This window comes from Janthinobacterium sp. 1_2014MBL_MicDiv (assembly GCF_001865675.1).
Classification (GTDB): Bacteria; Pseudomonadota; Gammaproteobacteria; order Burkholderiales; family Burkholderiaceae_D; genus Janthinobacterium.
Map to the genome: position 1 here is coordinate 2,056,318 of NZ_CP011319.1, position 14,551 is coordinate 2,070,868.

Genomic DNA, 14,551 nt, shown 5'->3' on the forward strand with positions numbered 1-14,551 from the left:
CGCACGACGATACCGGAATTTATCAATCGGTAAATTTCGGTATCAAATCCGGTCGCTTTCCTTGCGCACGACGCGCCCGACGATCAGGCATTCGTTGCCGCGGCACAGCTTGCGGTGGTATTTGCGCTGGTCCGGGTTGTCCGACGTCAGCCACCATTCGCCGATATCGCGCGCCATGCGCTTGACCACCGGCTCGCCTTCGTAGTTGATGGCAAACACCACGCCGTCGGCTGGCCGGCTGTCGGCCGTGTTGATGATCACCACGTCGTCCTCGTACAGGGCCGGCTCCATGCTCTCGCCCTTGACCTTGATGGCCACCAGTTTTTCAGGGTGGTAGCCGTTGCGCTCGACCCAGCTGCGCGGCACGCTGATGGTGCTGCCGTCGTGCGTTTCCGGCTCGATGGCAAAGCCCGTGATGCCGGCCGACAGGCGCAGCTTGACCTTGCGGATCGGGTAGAAGCGTTCATCTTCGCCATCTTCCACCACCACGGGCTGTGCGCCGGCCAGCGCGCGCGCCGCCATGGCCGCCTGGTCGGGCGCCGCGCCCTGGTCGAAGTACATGGCTTCCAGTTGCAGGTCGGCTTCCAGCTTGCGCGCGATCTTTTCGCTGAAGGCGCGGCCTTCGCGGTAGGTGGGCGAAAGGATTTGCGAGATGCGCGCCTCGCTCCAGCCGCTGGCATCGGAAATTTTCTTGCGCGTATTGTCGTAGCGCTCGCGTATCAGGGCCAGCAGGCGATCGCGTCTGTATTGATACATATTCATCTCCACATTAAACCTGAAATTTACCGTTTGATAAATTACCAAATGCTTGACTTTAACATTAGCGATTGATAAAGTCTACCTGTTGCCTGTCGCAAATTCGCACAAGAGCGTCTGCCGGCTGGCGACACCACGGGAGGTCAGGCAGATGTTGAACAGCAGTCAGATAGTTGAAAGCAGGGCGGCGCCGCGGCAGGGGCGCCAGTTACAGGGACGCAGCAAGAAGTCGCAGCTGCATATCGCCCGCATCGCACAGTACATCCGCGAGCAGGGCCAGGCCAGCGCGGCGCAATTGTCCGCCTTGCTGGGACTCGATGCGGGCACCATGAGCCGCTATTTGCGCCACATGTGCGGCATGGGGCAGATCCACCTGGCGCAGCGCCACTGCACGGAACCGGGGCGCCAGCGGCCCGCCCTGTATGCGCCGGGCGAGCAGGACGACGAAGTCGACGGCTGGGCCGAATTGCCGCCGCAGGTGCGCCGCACGGCCAGCTGGCCACGCGGCACGGCCAGCCGTGATCCGCTGGTGGCGGCGCTGTTCGGCCCGGCGAGTAACTAATACAAGCATCAACGAGGAGAAATCATGGGGTTTGCAGAAAAATTCATCGCATCGCTGTCATCGCAGAATTTGCGCGACGATGCCGTCCACCACGACCTGGATGTCATCGCGGCGGCGGCGCTGGCCGGCGACATGGGCGCCTTGCTGTGCCGCGTCAAGTATGCGGATGGCACCGTCAGCCGCCTGTTCGAGGGCAATGCCGGCAACCTGGCGCAGCTGCTGCGCGCATGGACGGCGGCCGTCACGGCAAAAGGCCGCGCGCGGCGCTGGGTCAAGGCGCATACGGCCTGGGATGCGCAGGCGGCCAATACGTTGTACCGCCGCGTGGCCGAGGCCTCGCTCGCGCACTGGCTCGACAGCAAATGCAAGGTATGCCATGGCACGGGAATCGTCGCCGCCGTGCCGGTGGGCATGCCTGTCGTCTGCAAGGCCTGCCATGGCGGCGGCGAGGCGGCCATCAGCTGCTCCGGCGGCTTCGAGCTGGAACGCATCAAGGACATGGTCAGCGAACTGGAAGGTATCTTCCAGTCGCACGGCGCACGTGCCATGCGCCGGCTGGGACACTGAAAAAAATTCTGCAATATGCCTGGCGATGAAAAAAACACCCCTACAATAGAGTCTCGTTCAGGCAGTAACAGCAGCAACACATGTCGTACCGCAGCACCGCAAGACCACATGCTTCTCCACTCGTAATAGACGCACCTCTGGTGCGACACCGATAGGGGAAATCAGCGCAGCGAACCGCCTTCATGGCCCACTTCGCCCATCTTTCGTCCGGCACGGCCCCGTGCCGTCCGGACGCCAGCCCGCCGCCTCACCGCGAGCGGGCTTTTCATTTGTCTTCCTGATTATTGGCAGTTCCCTCCCAAGACCGCATCTGCGGTCTTTTTTTTCATCCCACGAAAGGTATTACTTATGGCATCGACAGCAAACGGCATCGACAGCTTGATCGTTATCAGCAAACAAACCGCGGAAGGCAGCAAGGCCGCAGCCGGCGGCGGCCAGATCTATCCCCGCGTCACGGCCACCTTCGACACGGAAGCGGACAAGTACGCGAGCGCCGAAATCGACGCCAGCCAGCAGCAGGGCGATACCCGCCTGGGTAACTTCCGCACCTCGGGCGCCATCAAGGCGGAAGCGGCGTGCGGTACGTATGCGCCGCTGATGGCCGCGCTGCTGCGCCGCGACTTCACGGCCGGCGGCGTCGCTGCCGCGCAGACCACCATCGCCGCCGTCGCCACGGGCCTGATCCGCAGCGCCGGCTCCTGGCTGGCCGACGGTTTCCGCGCCGGCAGCGTGGTGCGCATCACCGGCATGACGGCGCCAGCGGCCGCCAACAACGCGAAGAACTTCTTCGTGACCTCCGTCACGGCCACCAACCTGAATGGCCAGTTCATGGATGGTTCGGCGATGATCGTCAAGGCGGCCGGCGACTCGGTCGGCGTGGCGGCAGCGGGCAAGCGCAGCTTCACTCCACTGAGCGGCCACACCACCGACTGGTTCACGGCCGAAGTGCAGGACCCGAACATCGGCGTGCACCGCAGCTTCGTCGATCAACTGGTCAGCAAGATGGATATCGCCGTGCAGCCGAACGGCATCACCAGCCTGGACTTCACCCTGATGGGCAAGGCGGAAGGCCCGACCACGGCCGTGCCGCATTTTGCCGCGCCCCTGGCCGCGCCGGGCACCGGCAAATTCTCGGGCGCCACGGCGATGCTGTCGGTGAACGGCATTCCGTCGCAGATCTGCACCGGCATGTCGGTCTCGCTCGATGGCCAGGTCAAGGTCGATCCCGTGATCGGCTCCAAGTACGCCACGGCAGCCTCGCGCGGCAAGGTGATGGGCTCGGGCCAGTTCACGGTGCTGCTGCAGGACGCCACCTACCTCGACTACTTCAAGGCCGAGACGGAAATTCCGCTGGCCTACGCCATGGCGTCGGGCACGGCGCCGACCGCCGACGTGCTGGCGCTGGCCATGGGCCGCATCAAGATCACTTCGGCCAAGATCGACGATGGCGAGAAAAACAAGATCGTCACCTGCGCCTTCGACGTCCTGCGCTACAAGGGCGCCGATGCGCAGCATGAAGCGACCACGCTGACCATCCAGGACAGCGCGCTGTAAGCGGCCAACGCCTGCTTTGGGGCCGCCATCAGGCGGCCCTTTTACCTTTTATCCCATTGAATTCATTCAGAAAGCGGCACACATGAACAACGCACAAAAAATCCAGGCAGGTTTCGACATTGGCAACATCAACGCGGTGGCCGCTCCCGTCACGTTCGACGTGCCCGTCATCTTCGACGCGGACGGCGAAGCGGTGGCCGGCCTGACCATCGTCGGCAAGAACAGCGAGCAATACCGCGTGGCCAACAATGCCGTGCGCGCCGAAGGCTACAAGAAATCGGCGCGCCGCAAGACGGCCATCGACGCTTCCACCGACGAAGGCGCCGAACTGCTGGTGCAAGCCATCGACGGCAACCAGAAGCGCCTGGCGCTGGCCGTGGTCACGGGCTGGTACGGCTTCACCAGCAATGGAGCGCCCGTGCCGCTCGACGCCGCGCTGCTGGAAGCGGCCTTCGAGAAGTACCCGACCTGGCAGGAAAAAGTCACGACGGCGCTGGAAAACGAGTCGAATTTTTTGAAACTCTGACGGCCAGCCTGCTGCGCTACGCCGGCCACCAGTTCGAGCGCGGCGCGCGCGCGGCCGATGGCCACGCCAAGGGCGAGCATATCGACGCCGCCCGGCGCCATCCGCTGTACCGCGCGCCACCGGAACCGGAGGCGCCGAGCATGCCGTTCGAGCTGGCCCACGTGTGGGAGTGGTTTGCGCAATTGAACCGCAAGCGGCAGAACGGCATGGCCGTCAATCCCATCGCCAGCACGGAAATCCTCGCCTGGCAGGCGCGGCACGCCATCGCCATCGAGCCGTTCGAGCACCAGTTGCTGGACCAGCTCGACGCGCTGTTTTTGTCGCACCAGCATGAGAAGGCGTAGCAGTGCGCCACCGCGCACCACGCCGCCGGCAAGCCTGCTGGCATTTTCCAACCAGGCCGCCATGCGCGGCCTTTTTTATGGGCCAACCATGCCAGAGATAACTGAGTTAAAGATTGCCGTGAACACGGCGGAAGTAAAGGCGGGGACGCAGGCGGTGAGCGACCTGGCCGCCGCCAATTTGAGCCTGGAGGAGCGTACCCGCTCGGTCAATAGCGAAATCAGCCTGAGTACCTTGGCGCTGCGCGCGCAGTTGGCAATGACGCGCGAGCAGGCGCTTGCGGCCAAAGCGCTCGGCACATGGTATGAGAATCAGCGCGATGCAGCGACAGCGGCTCAAAAGCGTGTCGATAGTCTGGGGAGTGGGTATCTGCCCGCGGCTGCGGCCGCAACGGGTGCGAAAAAAACGGGAGCGGCACAGCAAGCAGTCAGCTACCAGACCTATATCGATGATGTCGCACGTCCATTGCGATTGCAGTCCGATGCCGCGCCGGATGTCAAAAAGGATGTGCCCAAAGCCAAGGCCGATCCGGCGCGCCGGTTCAGCGATGCTGAATGGAAGGAAGCCGCTGCGACAGCGACTTTATTTGGCAGCAAGCTGGAAAAAGCGTTTGGTAATGTGGGCAAGGCGATAGGCGGCATGACGTCTGCGCTGGTGACTTATCGAAAGGCCCAGGATGAAATCCAGTTCGAGCTGGCCGCGTCGGTAAAGACAGCCAATGCTTCTACTGGTACCGATAGCGAGAAAGCGGCAAAGATTGCCACTGCTACCGAAAAGGCGGAAACCGCCCAGGCCCGGGCGAAAGTTACTGGTCTGAAGGAGATGAGTTCCGCCGCCAAGGGGTATTTCAAAGAAAATTCTACAGGTTACAAGGTTATGGAAATGGCCGAAAAGACCTTCCGCGCGGTCGAACTGGCGATGGCAGTCGAAGCCATGGCCAAAAAGATCTTTTTCAAGGAAGGTGAAGTCGCGGCCAACCTGTCGTTGAATACGGCAAAGGCCGCTGGCGAGGCGGGAGCATCCACGCTGTCGGTGGGGTTGGCCGCGGAAGAGGCGAGTGCGTGGGGCGTTACCGCCGTCGTCAAGGCGATCGCCTCCTTGCCTTTTCCCTTGAATATCGCTGCTGGAGCGGCGACGCTCGCAGCCGTGCTGGCGATTGGCGCCAAGGTCATGGGTGGTATCGGAGGTGGTGGAGGGGTGGATACGACGGCCAAAGACCGCCAGGCAGCTGCGGGAACTGGCACCGTGCTGGGTGACAGCAGCGCCAAATCCAACTCCATTGCCAAGTCGATCGAACTGGCGAATCAAAATTCGGCAATCGAATTGTCGCATACGGCGGGCATGTTGCGTGCGCTGCTGTCGATCCGCGACAATATCGGCGGCATGGCGGACATGGTAGCGCGGACCAGTGGCTTGCGTGCCACTGCCATTGACGAGAAGGCGTACGGCGTTGGCTCGTCCTCCGGCGTGCTAGGCATCGGCGCTAAAAGTACGACGATCAAGGATAGCGGGATCAATGTCATTGCTGGCCAGACTGTCGGTTCTGCATCGGATGGCCAGTTCCAGGCGAAAGGGTATGCCGATGTCGAGAAGAAGAGTAGTGGTTTCTTTGGTATTGGCAGCAGTTCGCGTACCAAGCGCAATGATGTTGTTCTCGAAGGCACGTTGCTCAAGCAATTCAGCCTGACGATAGGTTCCTTGCGAGCCGGCGCCATGGAAGCCATCGATTTACTGGGCTTGAGTGGCAGCGGCGCGGTGGCGAAATTGAATGCGATGGCGCTCGATATCGGCCTGATCAGCTTCAAGGGGTTGAGCAGCAGCGAAATCAAAGATGAACTTGAGGCGGTTTTCAGCAAGCTAGGTGATCAGATGGCTACCGTGGTAGCACCTGAAATCAGCAGTTTTCAGAAAGCGGGCGAAGGCTATCTTCAGACGCTGACCCGCATCGCCACCAACTACGCCAATCTCGATTCCATCCTCGCCTCCATCGGCGCGACGTTTGGCGCCACCGGTATGTCGAGTATCAAGGCGCGCGAACGCCTGCTCGAACTGACGGGCGGCATTGATGGTCTGGCCGACAAGACCAATGCCTTTGCCGAGAATTATCTGACCGAAGCCGAGCGCCTGGCGCCGGTGCAAAAGCATGTGACGGAGCAAATGGCCGCCCTGGGTTATGCCAGCGTGACCACGCGTGCGCAGTTCAAGGACACGGTGCTGCAGCTGGCCAGTTCCGGCGCATTGGCCACCAAGACGGGCGCCGAGCAGTATGCGGGCCTGATGGCGTTGGCCGATGCGTTTGCGAAGACGCATGCGGCGACGGAAGACCTGAGCAAATCGGAGCAGGGCATTGCCGACGAACGCAAGGGAATTCAGGCGAAGCTCGACGAAATGACGATGACCTCGGCGCAATTGCGTGCCAGGGAGCGTACAGCGGTCGATGCGACGAATCTGGCCTTGTATGACCAGCTCCAGGCGCGACAGGACATCGCCAGCGCCTATGAAACGGAGTCGTCGGCCCTCAAATCCACCATCGACCGCCTGAAGACGTTCTCCGACAGCATACGCTCCTTCAAGGATTCGCTGCTGCTGGGCAGCCTGTCGACCCTGACGCCGATGCAGAAAATGGCCGAGGCGCAGCGCCAGTATGAGGAAACGCTGGCCAAGGCGAAGACGGGCGACGCGGCGGCGCAGTCGGCGCTCACGGCGGCGGCCACCGCCTACCTGACGGCGAACCAGGTGGTGAAATCGTCGAGCGATTCCTATGCCGCCGATGCGGCGCGGGTGCAGGCCGACCTGGCGGCGCTGGCGGCGATTGCCGGCACGCAGATGAGCGATGCGCAGAAGCAGTTGACGGCGCTCGACACGCAGGTGGGCCAGTTGATCAATCTCAACAAGACGGCGGTGGGCATCCAGGAAGCGGTCGATGCGCTGGGCGCCGCATTGCGGGCCGGCGGCAAGGCCGACATCACGCAGGGCATGCAGTTTGGTGCCGGCTTCGGCATGCCGCTCGCCGCCGCTTTTGACGAAGTGGTGGTCGATGCGCCGGCGGCGCAAGCCATGCAGCGCTACTTCAGTGCCGGCGACGGCGCCAACGAAGCGCTGGTGGCCGAGATCAAGGGCTTGCGCGAGGAAGTGCGCCAGCTGCGCGCCGACCAGGACCAGCAGACGGGCGCCATCATCAGCAGCAATTACGACGCCAATGAACGCGCCGCCGACAAGGTGTCGGCCGGCGCCTCGGAAGCGGCCCGGGCCTCGGTCTGGGCCAGTCAATCGAAAGCGAGCATAGTATGAGCGAAACCTTGAATGAGGCCATGAGCGACGCGCAGTTCACCGCGTGGCTGCGCAGCACCTCGGCGCGCCGCCTGGTGCTGATCGAGGTGGCCGTGCGCAGCGGCGCCACGGAAGTGACGCGCTTTCTGAGCACGGGCGCGTATGTCACGGCGCCCGACGATACGCCGCCCAACCTGGCGTACCAATCCATCGTCTCGACGGGCATGCAGTTCACCGAGCAGCTGTCGCTGGGCGGTGAGGCCAGCCTGTCGGCGGGCGATATCGAGATCCACAACCCGTCCGGCATCCGCGACGGCTGGCTCGATGACGTGTGGATGAACCGGCCGATCCGCGCCTGGATCGGCGACCCGCGCTGGCGCCGCGGCGACTTCCGCATGATCTTCAATGGCGTGGTGGCCGACATCGCGCCAAAAGGGCGCGACAAGCTGGCCCTGAAGCTGCGCGACAAGCTGCAGCGCCTGAACACGCCCGTCAGCGAGGCCAAGCTGGGTGGCGCGACGCCGAACAAGGACGCCGTGCTGCCGCTGACTTTTGGCGAGGTGCACAACATCACGCCGCTGCTGGCCGATCCGGCCCTGCTGCAGTACCAGGTGCACGGCGGCGCCATCGACGCCGTCATCGAGGTGCGCGACAACGGCCTGCCGGTGCGCATCACGGCGGACAACGCCAGCGGCAAGTTCACGCTGGCGGCGGCGCCCGCCGGGACGGTCACTGTTTCAGTGCAGGGCGACCGTCCGGCCGCCTACGCCAATACGGTGGCCGCGCTGGTGCGGCGCCTGGCGACTGCCTACGGCAAGGCGGGCGACCGCTTTGCCGACAGTGACCTCGACGTGGGCAATCTCGCGGCTTTCGATGCCGCGCATCCGCAAGCCGTCGGCCTGTTCCTGGCCGGTCGCACGAATGTGCTCAACGCTTGCCAGATGCTCGCGTCTAGCCTGGGCGCACAGCTGGTGATGTCGCGCCTGGGGCAGCTGCGGCTGCTGCAAATCAGCCTGCCGCCCGTCGGCTCGCCAGCGCAGGTGGGGCCGCAGCACATGGTGGCGGGCACCCTGACGCCTGTCAGCCGCAGCGCGCCGACGGCATCCGTCAAGCTGGGTTTCTGCAAGAACTGGACGCTGCAAACGGGTCTGCTGACGGGTATTCCGGTCCAGCACAAGGATCTGTTTGAAACGGAATGGCTGACGGCCACCCGCTCGGACGCCGGCGTGCAGGCCGATTACCGGCTCGACGCGGAACCGGTACAGCAGGACACCATGCTGCTGCGCCGCGTCGATGCCGAGGCCGAGGCGCAGCGCCGCCTGGCGATTGGCCGGGTGCCGCGCACGGTCTATGAATTCGACGGCACGGCGGAAATGCTGGCGCTGGAACTGGGGCAGGCCGTGACGGTGACGCATCCGCGCTTCGGCATGGACAAGGGTATGCCGGCCCAGGTCGTCTCGCTGGCGCCTGACTGGCTGACGGGACACGTGAAAGTGGGGTTTATCGTATGAGCACCATCCTCAATGACCGCGACGCGCTGCTGCAGGTGGCGTCGCCACGCCTGACGGCGCCGGAAGCGGGCGCCTTGCTGGTGTTGTCCGCGGACAGTCTGGTGTTTCACGTCGATACGGAAGGAGCCGGGGGCGCCGGGCGTGATCACCCTGACTGATAGGAAACGCTGTTTTTACCGGCAAACGCCAGCCCTTCGGTTATGTTTCAGACGCCTTTGCGCCTATTTCTGGTTCCGCCGACCCGTACTACATCTACCACATTAACCCGCTACATCCGCCGATGGCGTTTATCCAGCTTCTTTCGCCACAACGGTTTGCCATCTGCTCCATTTTGAATGTCGGAGCGAATACCTGGGAAATCGTTGTCAGTGGTGCCGTGTGGACTGTCATACCGACAGTCCAGTGTTTCTTGCGGCTGGTCGGGCAGGGAGCCTCGGGGCTCGTGGGTGTGCGCATCCGGGACAGCGCGGCAAGCCGGACCTGGGACAGTACGGAAAAAATGCTCGTCATCCGGCGCAAGCTCGACTGGCCTCGTTTCGCGACACCTCCAAAGGCGGCGCGGTGCAAAGCCAGGCACTGACGGGCATCGGCTCTCCGTATCTGATGTCCTCTGCCGCGCCCTGCCGCTCCGGGGGAAATGGCGCCAGGCTGAGCAGCGATGCGCGGTTTCGTATTACCGCCTACAGCCCAGGCTGGACTTTGTCCAACGGTGAGATTTCCAGGCTTTCCAGGGGACCACATCGTTCGTGTATCGGGATGACAATAATTCCGGCTGGAATGCCTTGCCCCAGAGGAGCGGTGCTACATCATTAACGGTGACGACTACTGAATGACTTCCATGAAAAATCTTCGCATTATTTACGACAACGCGGCAGACCGGGCAACGCTTGCCACCTCGACGGCGGCCGGCGACCTGGCGGCCGGCAATCTGCAAAGCGATATCAAGACCGACATCTATCGCTCGACGGGGACGCGGGCGACTTTTGTCCTGTCCTGGCCCGTGGCCGAACGCATCGGCTGCGTCGCCTTTCCATTTACCAATCTGACTTCAGGCGGTGCCATGCGCGTGCGCCTGTATGCCATGCCGGGCGATGGCGCGCCCGTGCTGGACACCGGCTGGGTGCGCGCGTGTGCACCGGCGCCGTTCGCGCCGCGCGACTTCGGCATTCTGCCGCTTGCCTTCAATGCCTATCGCTGGGGGGGCGTGGGCACCTGGGGCGGTGGCGGCGGCGCCGCGGCAGTGGCGTGGTTCGACCCGGCGCGGGGCCGGCACATGGTCATCGACCTGGACGATGGGCAGAACCCGCAAGGCTACCTCGAGGCTGGCCGCCTGGTGGCGGGCGACTATTGGTCGCCGCAATGCAATGCCGATTATGGCGCCGGCCTGCAGAACCAGGATAGCAGCGCGCATTTTCGTAACGAGGCGGGCGACTTGCTGACGCAAAAGGGAAACACGAGCAACAAGCTGACCCTGCAGCTCAGCCACCTGCAGGCAGATGACCGCATGCGCCTGGCGCGCATCCTGCGCGACAACGCCAAGCATACGCCCATGCTGGTCAGCCTGTTTCCAGAAAACCCCGATCCCGTGCTGGAGCAGGAATACACCGTGTACGGCAAGGCCAGCAATCTGGGCGCCGTGACGACACCGTATTTCGGCACTTATGCCTTTCCACTTGAAATCGAAGGAATTTGAATGTCCAAGAAATTTTATCCAGGCCAGCTCGATGTCGTCGAGAAACTCAACCAGATGGATGACGCGTTTGCGGCGGGGCCGTACAACGCCTTGCCCTTGACTGGTGGCACGATGACTGGCCCTATCACGACGCCCAGCTTTATCACCATGGCGGTACGGGGCCCGGGCCAGCAGCAAAATGTTGGTCTGAGCAATGGCTGGTGGCGTGTTGCCAAGTTCAATGTGGCCGCCTTGGGTGGCGAAGCCACTATCCGGATTTCCGGCGCGACTTCTTATTCCTCATATGAAACTAGCTCCAATGGCATCGAAACGGTGATCTTGCTGCGCTGCGATAACGACGGCAAGATTCGTGGCTCCTGGTACAGCACCGGCGATGGCAAGCATGCCGATATCCAGGGGGTCAGGATAGGCAGCGATGGCGTCATCTATGTGGGCGCGGTGCAGTTTTCCACGCTGTCCTGCTATATCGACTCAAATATGTGGTTTCAGCAAAAGCTGGAATTCCTGGGCACCGAGCCGCCCAAGGATTCGTGGGATGCCATCGCGGTGTATGCACTGAGCGTTGCTGGTGCACCAGCCATGACAGTGCGGCCGGGAGCCGTCGAGTTGCAGACTAATTCGACGTTGAATGGTCCTAAAACCATCCATGCAGGCTTACGCGGCGGACAGCAAAGCAGCCTGTCGGTGCCGAACGGCGGCAATCCATTGTTGGCAAACACATATTACGAAGTGGGCGCGCTGGGTGTCGGCGGCATAGCCGGCGCTGCGTTTCCCGGCCGCTTCCTCTGGTCCACCTCCGCAGGCACCGGCAGCCTTTATTCTCAAGGCTACAAGATGAATCTGCGGGCCTGGGACGAAAGCAGCGCTAATTTTTCCGCACCGTTGCTGGGTATCACCGGCACAGGCCAGGTGGCGTGGCCGGGCAATATGCGCTGCGGTCCCGCCTCCACGAGCGCGGCGGCGCGCGACCTCCATACGATTTACAAGGATACGACACCGGCGGGAGAGATACTGTACGTGGGCCGCACCGGCGAACCGGCGACGGCCACCCTGGCGGTGCTGGCTGGTGCCGGCACGGCATCATGGGCGGGGAGCACCGCCGTGCTGTATGTGGGCATCCAGACTACCGGCCGCAGCATCAATGCCGCCGGCACGATCAATGCCAGTGGCGCCGATTATGCCGAATACATGTTCAAGGCCCCTGCATGCGGCAGCGTCGCGGCAGGACAGGTGATCGGCGTCGGCGCGGATGGCAAGCTTACCGATCGCTGGGCTGACGCCATTTCGTTTGCCGTGAAATCCACCGATCCCTGCATGGTGGGCGGCGACAAATGGTCGCAACAGCTTGGCCAGCGTCCTGCCTCCGTGACGCGTGTCCTCGATGGCGTCGAATCGCAGCTGGTCAGCGAGGCGCAAGCTGCCGTTGATGCCATCTATGACGGTCTGACGCTGGTCTCGCCGGCTATTCCGGCCAGGCCCGCTGCGTACCGCGAAGTCGCCTTGCCTGGCGAAACGGACGAAGAGTGGGCGGCGCGTCAGGCACCGGGCCTGGCCTTTGACCAGGCACTCGAAGCGTTGCGCCAGACGGTCGACCGTATCGCATTTGCCGGCCAGGTGCCCTGCAATGTCCAGGGTGCCGTTCCCGGCCAGTTCATCGTGCCGGTACAGGATGGCGAAGGCATTGCCGGCATCGCCGTCAGCGAGGAGGATATGTCGCTCCAGCAATATATGCGCGCCATCGGCAAGGTCATCGCCATCGAAGACGACGGCCGTGCGCGCATCGTCGTCAAGGTCGCCTGAGTACGGCAATCCAATGTGGCCCGCTTCGGCGGGTTTTTTTTCGCCTGTGGCGTCCGGTTTTCCAGGCGACCTCCAACCCAGGTGCCAGCCAATAACAATGAAGTCGAGGAATTGAAATGGGTGATTTTTTTTACTATGGACAGAAGGATACGATCCAGCGCCTGAACGAGCTGGCCGGGCGCGGCGCCGTGGTGGCGTCGTATGCGCCGAAGGCAGGGATGTCGCCGCTGGGAGGACCGAACGGGTTTATGGATCCGGGCTGGATTGATCCCAATACTTCGATTGTGACCGCAAGCCCTATCAGTGTGGGCGTAACAAATAAATCGGGTTACTCCTACATCGGGCAGAACTTCCCAACTGGACTTTGGTATCGTATTGCCACATTTTCTGCTGATACAGATAGCAATGCACAACACCTGCGAATCGACGGCGTCTTGAACGACAACTGGGCAGCCGCTTTGAGCACTCCTTTTGTGATCTTGCTGGGCGTCAGGGGAGGATTTTATTACGACGCCACGTTTAACGGCATTGTCCCGACTAATATGAGGATACAAGTTTATCTTCAGGCGAACGGCACATATGAGGTATACCTGAACGCGAGAGCGTCAACGTATGGCACCGCCTCCTTCAATATGTTGGGTTTTACGACAACAACATACGCGAATCCTGCCTCTGTAGCAGCAACGCCAGCCGGAACGCTTGTCTATGATTCCGGCAATTCAGCAGCCTATCCGCCGCGCCAGCGAGGTATATCAAAAAACGGAACCAACGCGGCTCCGGCAATCGCGACACAGCTTAATGCAGGACTGTTTATTGGCGACTGGACGGCCGGCGGAGCCTACCTTCTTCCATGCCCTGCGGGTACGCCTGCTGGGCAAGTCAATAGTATCGCTGCCCTTGGCATCGGGGGACTGGCCAACTCTTATTCTGCGGGAAATTTTGGCTGGTTTGTTTCCGGACGGCATGGTGTTGAATCGTCTGACAAAGACGGATTTCGCCTGACATTGAGGGCCTACGCCAAAGATTCCAACACGACTTCCGCGGACATTGCGCGATTTCAGGGCAATGGCCAGGTGTATGTGCCCTTGTTAAAAGCGGGCAGCTCCAACATTGGGCCGCAACACAATATCAGCCGCAACGTTGCCGAGGGAGATCCGGTTTTGTACGTTGGCACCGATGCCGGCGCCTATCCATCCGTATGGATCGTTGCGTCAAATGGCCAGGCCGGATGGTCGTTTTCACCCGCAGTATTGTCTGTTGGTAAAAATAGTACAACAAACCGCAGTATTAATGTCCCCGGCACGGTGAATACTAATGGCAACGATTATGCCGAGTATATTTTCAAAAGCCACACCTGCGGAATCGTCGCTCCTGGCCAGATTGTCGGCATCACCGCTGACAATGAAGTCACTGACAGGTGGAACGGTGCAGTGATGTTTTCGATCAAGTCTACGGCCCCCTCGTTCGTCGGTGGCGATTCGTGGGGCACCGACATCGGGTCGCGCCCGTTGGCACAGGCTGGAGCCGAGCCGACCCAGCCTGTGCGTCGTGAGGACGTGCGCATGCAGCAGCCAGTTCCCGATTCCAATCCACCGGCATATGAAGATGTGCTCACCGAGCCCGGCGACACCGAAGACGAGTGGATCGAAAAGCAGGCTGTCTTCGCAGCTGCGCTGCTTGCCCACCATGCCGCTGTAAAGCAGGACGCCGAAGCCATGGCCGCCTTTGACGCAGCCCTGGAAGCCCGGCGTCAAAAGGTCGACCGCATCGCCATCGCCGGTCGCGTGCCGGTGAACGTGCTGGGCGCGCAGCCTGGCGACTACATCGTTGCGGTGCAGGATGGTGTCGGCATCAAGGGCCTCGCCGTGCACGAGGACGACCTGAGCGACAGGCAGTACCGCATGGCGGTCGGGCGCGTGATCTCGATCGAGCCCGATGGCAGGGCCTACGTGATGGTCAAGGTCGTGTGA

At 62.2% G+C, this 14,551-nt stretch carries 12 protein-coding genes; 11 read left to right on the forward strand and 1 reads right to left on the reverse strand.

Translation table 11 applies throughout. From position 1 onward, the window contains the following. Nucleotides 1-42: 42 nt before the first annotated feature. Nucleotides 43-756, reverse strand: coding sequence for a S24 family peptidase (locus tag YQ44_RS09165; RefSeq protein WP_071323108.1), 714 nt, complete (start codon nucleotides 754-756; stop codon nucleotides 43-45). Between the two features lie 151 nt (nucleotides 757-907). Here YQ44_RS09165 and YQ44_RS09170 point away from each other — a divergent pair, with 151 nt between their 5' ends. The 11 genes from YQ44_RS09170 (at nucleotide 908) to YQ44_RS28760 (ending at nucleotide 14,551) form a co-directional block, all read left to right on the forward strand. Then, the gene (locus YQ44_RS09170) at nucleotides 908-1,318 is read left to right on the forward strand and encodes a FeoC-like transcriptional regulator (protein ID WP_071323109.1); all 411 of its coding nucleotides are present in this window, start codon (nucleotides 908-910) and stop codon (nucleotides 1,316-1,318) included. 24 nt (nucleotides 1,319-1,342) lie between these two features. Next, nucleotides 1,343-1,885 (forward strand): hypothetical protein, encoded by a 543-nt coding sequence (locus tag YQ44_RS09175; RefSeq protein WP_071323110.1) that lies wholly within the window; start codon nucleotides 1,343-1,345, stop codon nucleotides 1,883-1,885. 348 nt (nucleotides 1,886-2,233) lie between these two features. Continuing rightward, nucleotides 2,234-3,439, forward strand: coding sequence for a phage tail tube protein (locus YQ44_RS09180; protein WP_071323111.1), 1,206 nt, complete (start codon nucleotides 2,234-2,236; stop codon nucleotides 3,437-3,439). A gap of 82 nt (nucleotides 3,440-3,521) precedes the next feature. Beyond that, complete coding sequence (locus tag YQ44_RS09185) at nucleotides 3,522-3,965, forward strand: hypothetical protein (RefSeq protein WP_071323112.1); 444 nt, start codon at nucleotides 3,522-3,524, stop codon at nucleotides 3,963-3,965. Nucleotides 3,966-4,105: 140 nt separating this feature from the next. Beyond that, nucleotides 4,106-4,309 (forward strand): phage tail assembly chaperone, encoded by a 204-nt coding sequence (locus tag YQ44_RS09190; RefSeq protein WP_071323113.1) that lies wholly within the window; start codon nucleotides 4,106-4,108, stop codon nucleotides 4,307-4,309. Beyond that, nucleotides 4,296-7,598: a hypothetical protein gene (locus tag YQ44_RS09195; protein WP_156894745.1), complete on the forward strand. Its 3,303-nt coding sequence runs from the start codon at nucleotides 4,296-4,298 to the stop codon at nucleotides 7,596-7,598. Before YQ44_RS09190 ends, YQ44_RS09195 begins: the two co-directional genes overlap by 14 nt. Beyond that, complete coding sequence (locus YQ44_RS09200; RefSeq protein ID WP_232251203.1) at nucleotides 7,595-9,088, forward strand: hypothetical protein; 1,494 nt, start codon at nucleotides 7,595-7,597, stop codon at nucleotides 9,086-9,088. Before YQ44_RS09195 ends, YQ44_RS09200 begins: the two co-directional genes overlap by 4 nt. Beyond that, nucleotides 9,085-9,246 carry a hypothetical protein gene (locus YQ44_RS28755; RefSeq protein WP_156894746.1) on the forward strand — a complete coding sequence of 54 codons (162 nt, stop codon included), beginning with the start codon at nucleotides 9,085-9,087 and terminating at the stop codon, nucleotides 9,244-9,246. The genes YQ44_RS09200 and YQ44_RS28755 overlap by 4 nt, the downstream gene beginning before the upstream one ends. A 680-nt stretch (nucleotides 9,247-9,926) precedes the next feature. Next, nucleotides 9,927-10,781, forward strand: coding sequence for a hypothetical protein (locus YQ44_RS09205; protein ID WP_071323115.1), 855 nt, complete (start codon nucleotides 9,927-9,929; stop codon nucleotides 10,779-10,781). Then, on the forward strand, nucleotides 10,782-12,581 hold the full coding sequence (locus tag YQ44_RS09210) for a hypothetical protein (protein ID WP_071323116.1): 1,800 nt from the start codon (nucleotides 10,782-10,784) through the stop codon (nucleotides 12,579-12,581). It abuts the gene before it with no gap. A 116-nt stretch (nucleotides 12,582-12,697) separates the two neighbouring features. Beyond that, nucleotides 12,698-14,551, forward strand: coding sequence for a hypothetical protein (locus tag YQ44_RS28760; RefSeq protein WP_156894747.1), 1,854 nt, complete (start codon nucleotides 12,698-12,700; stop codon nucleotides 14,549-14,551).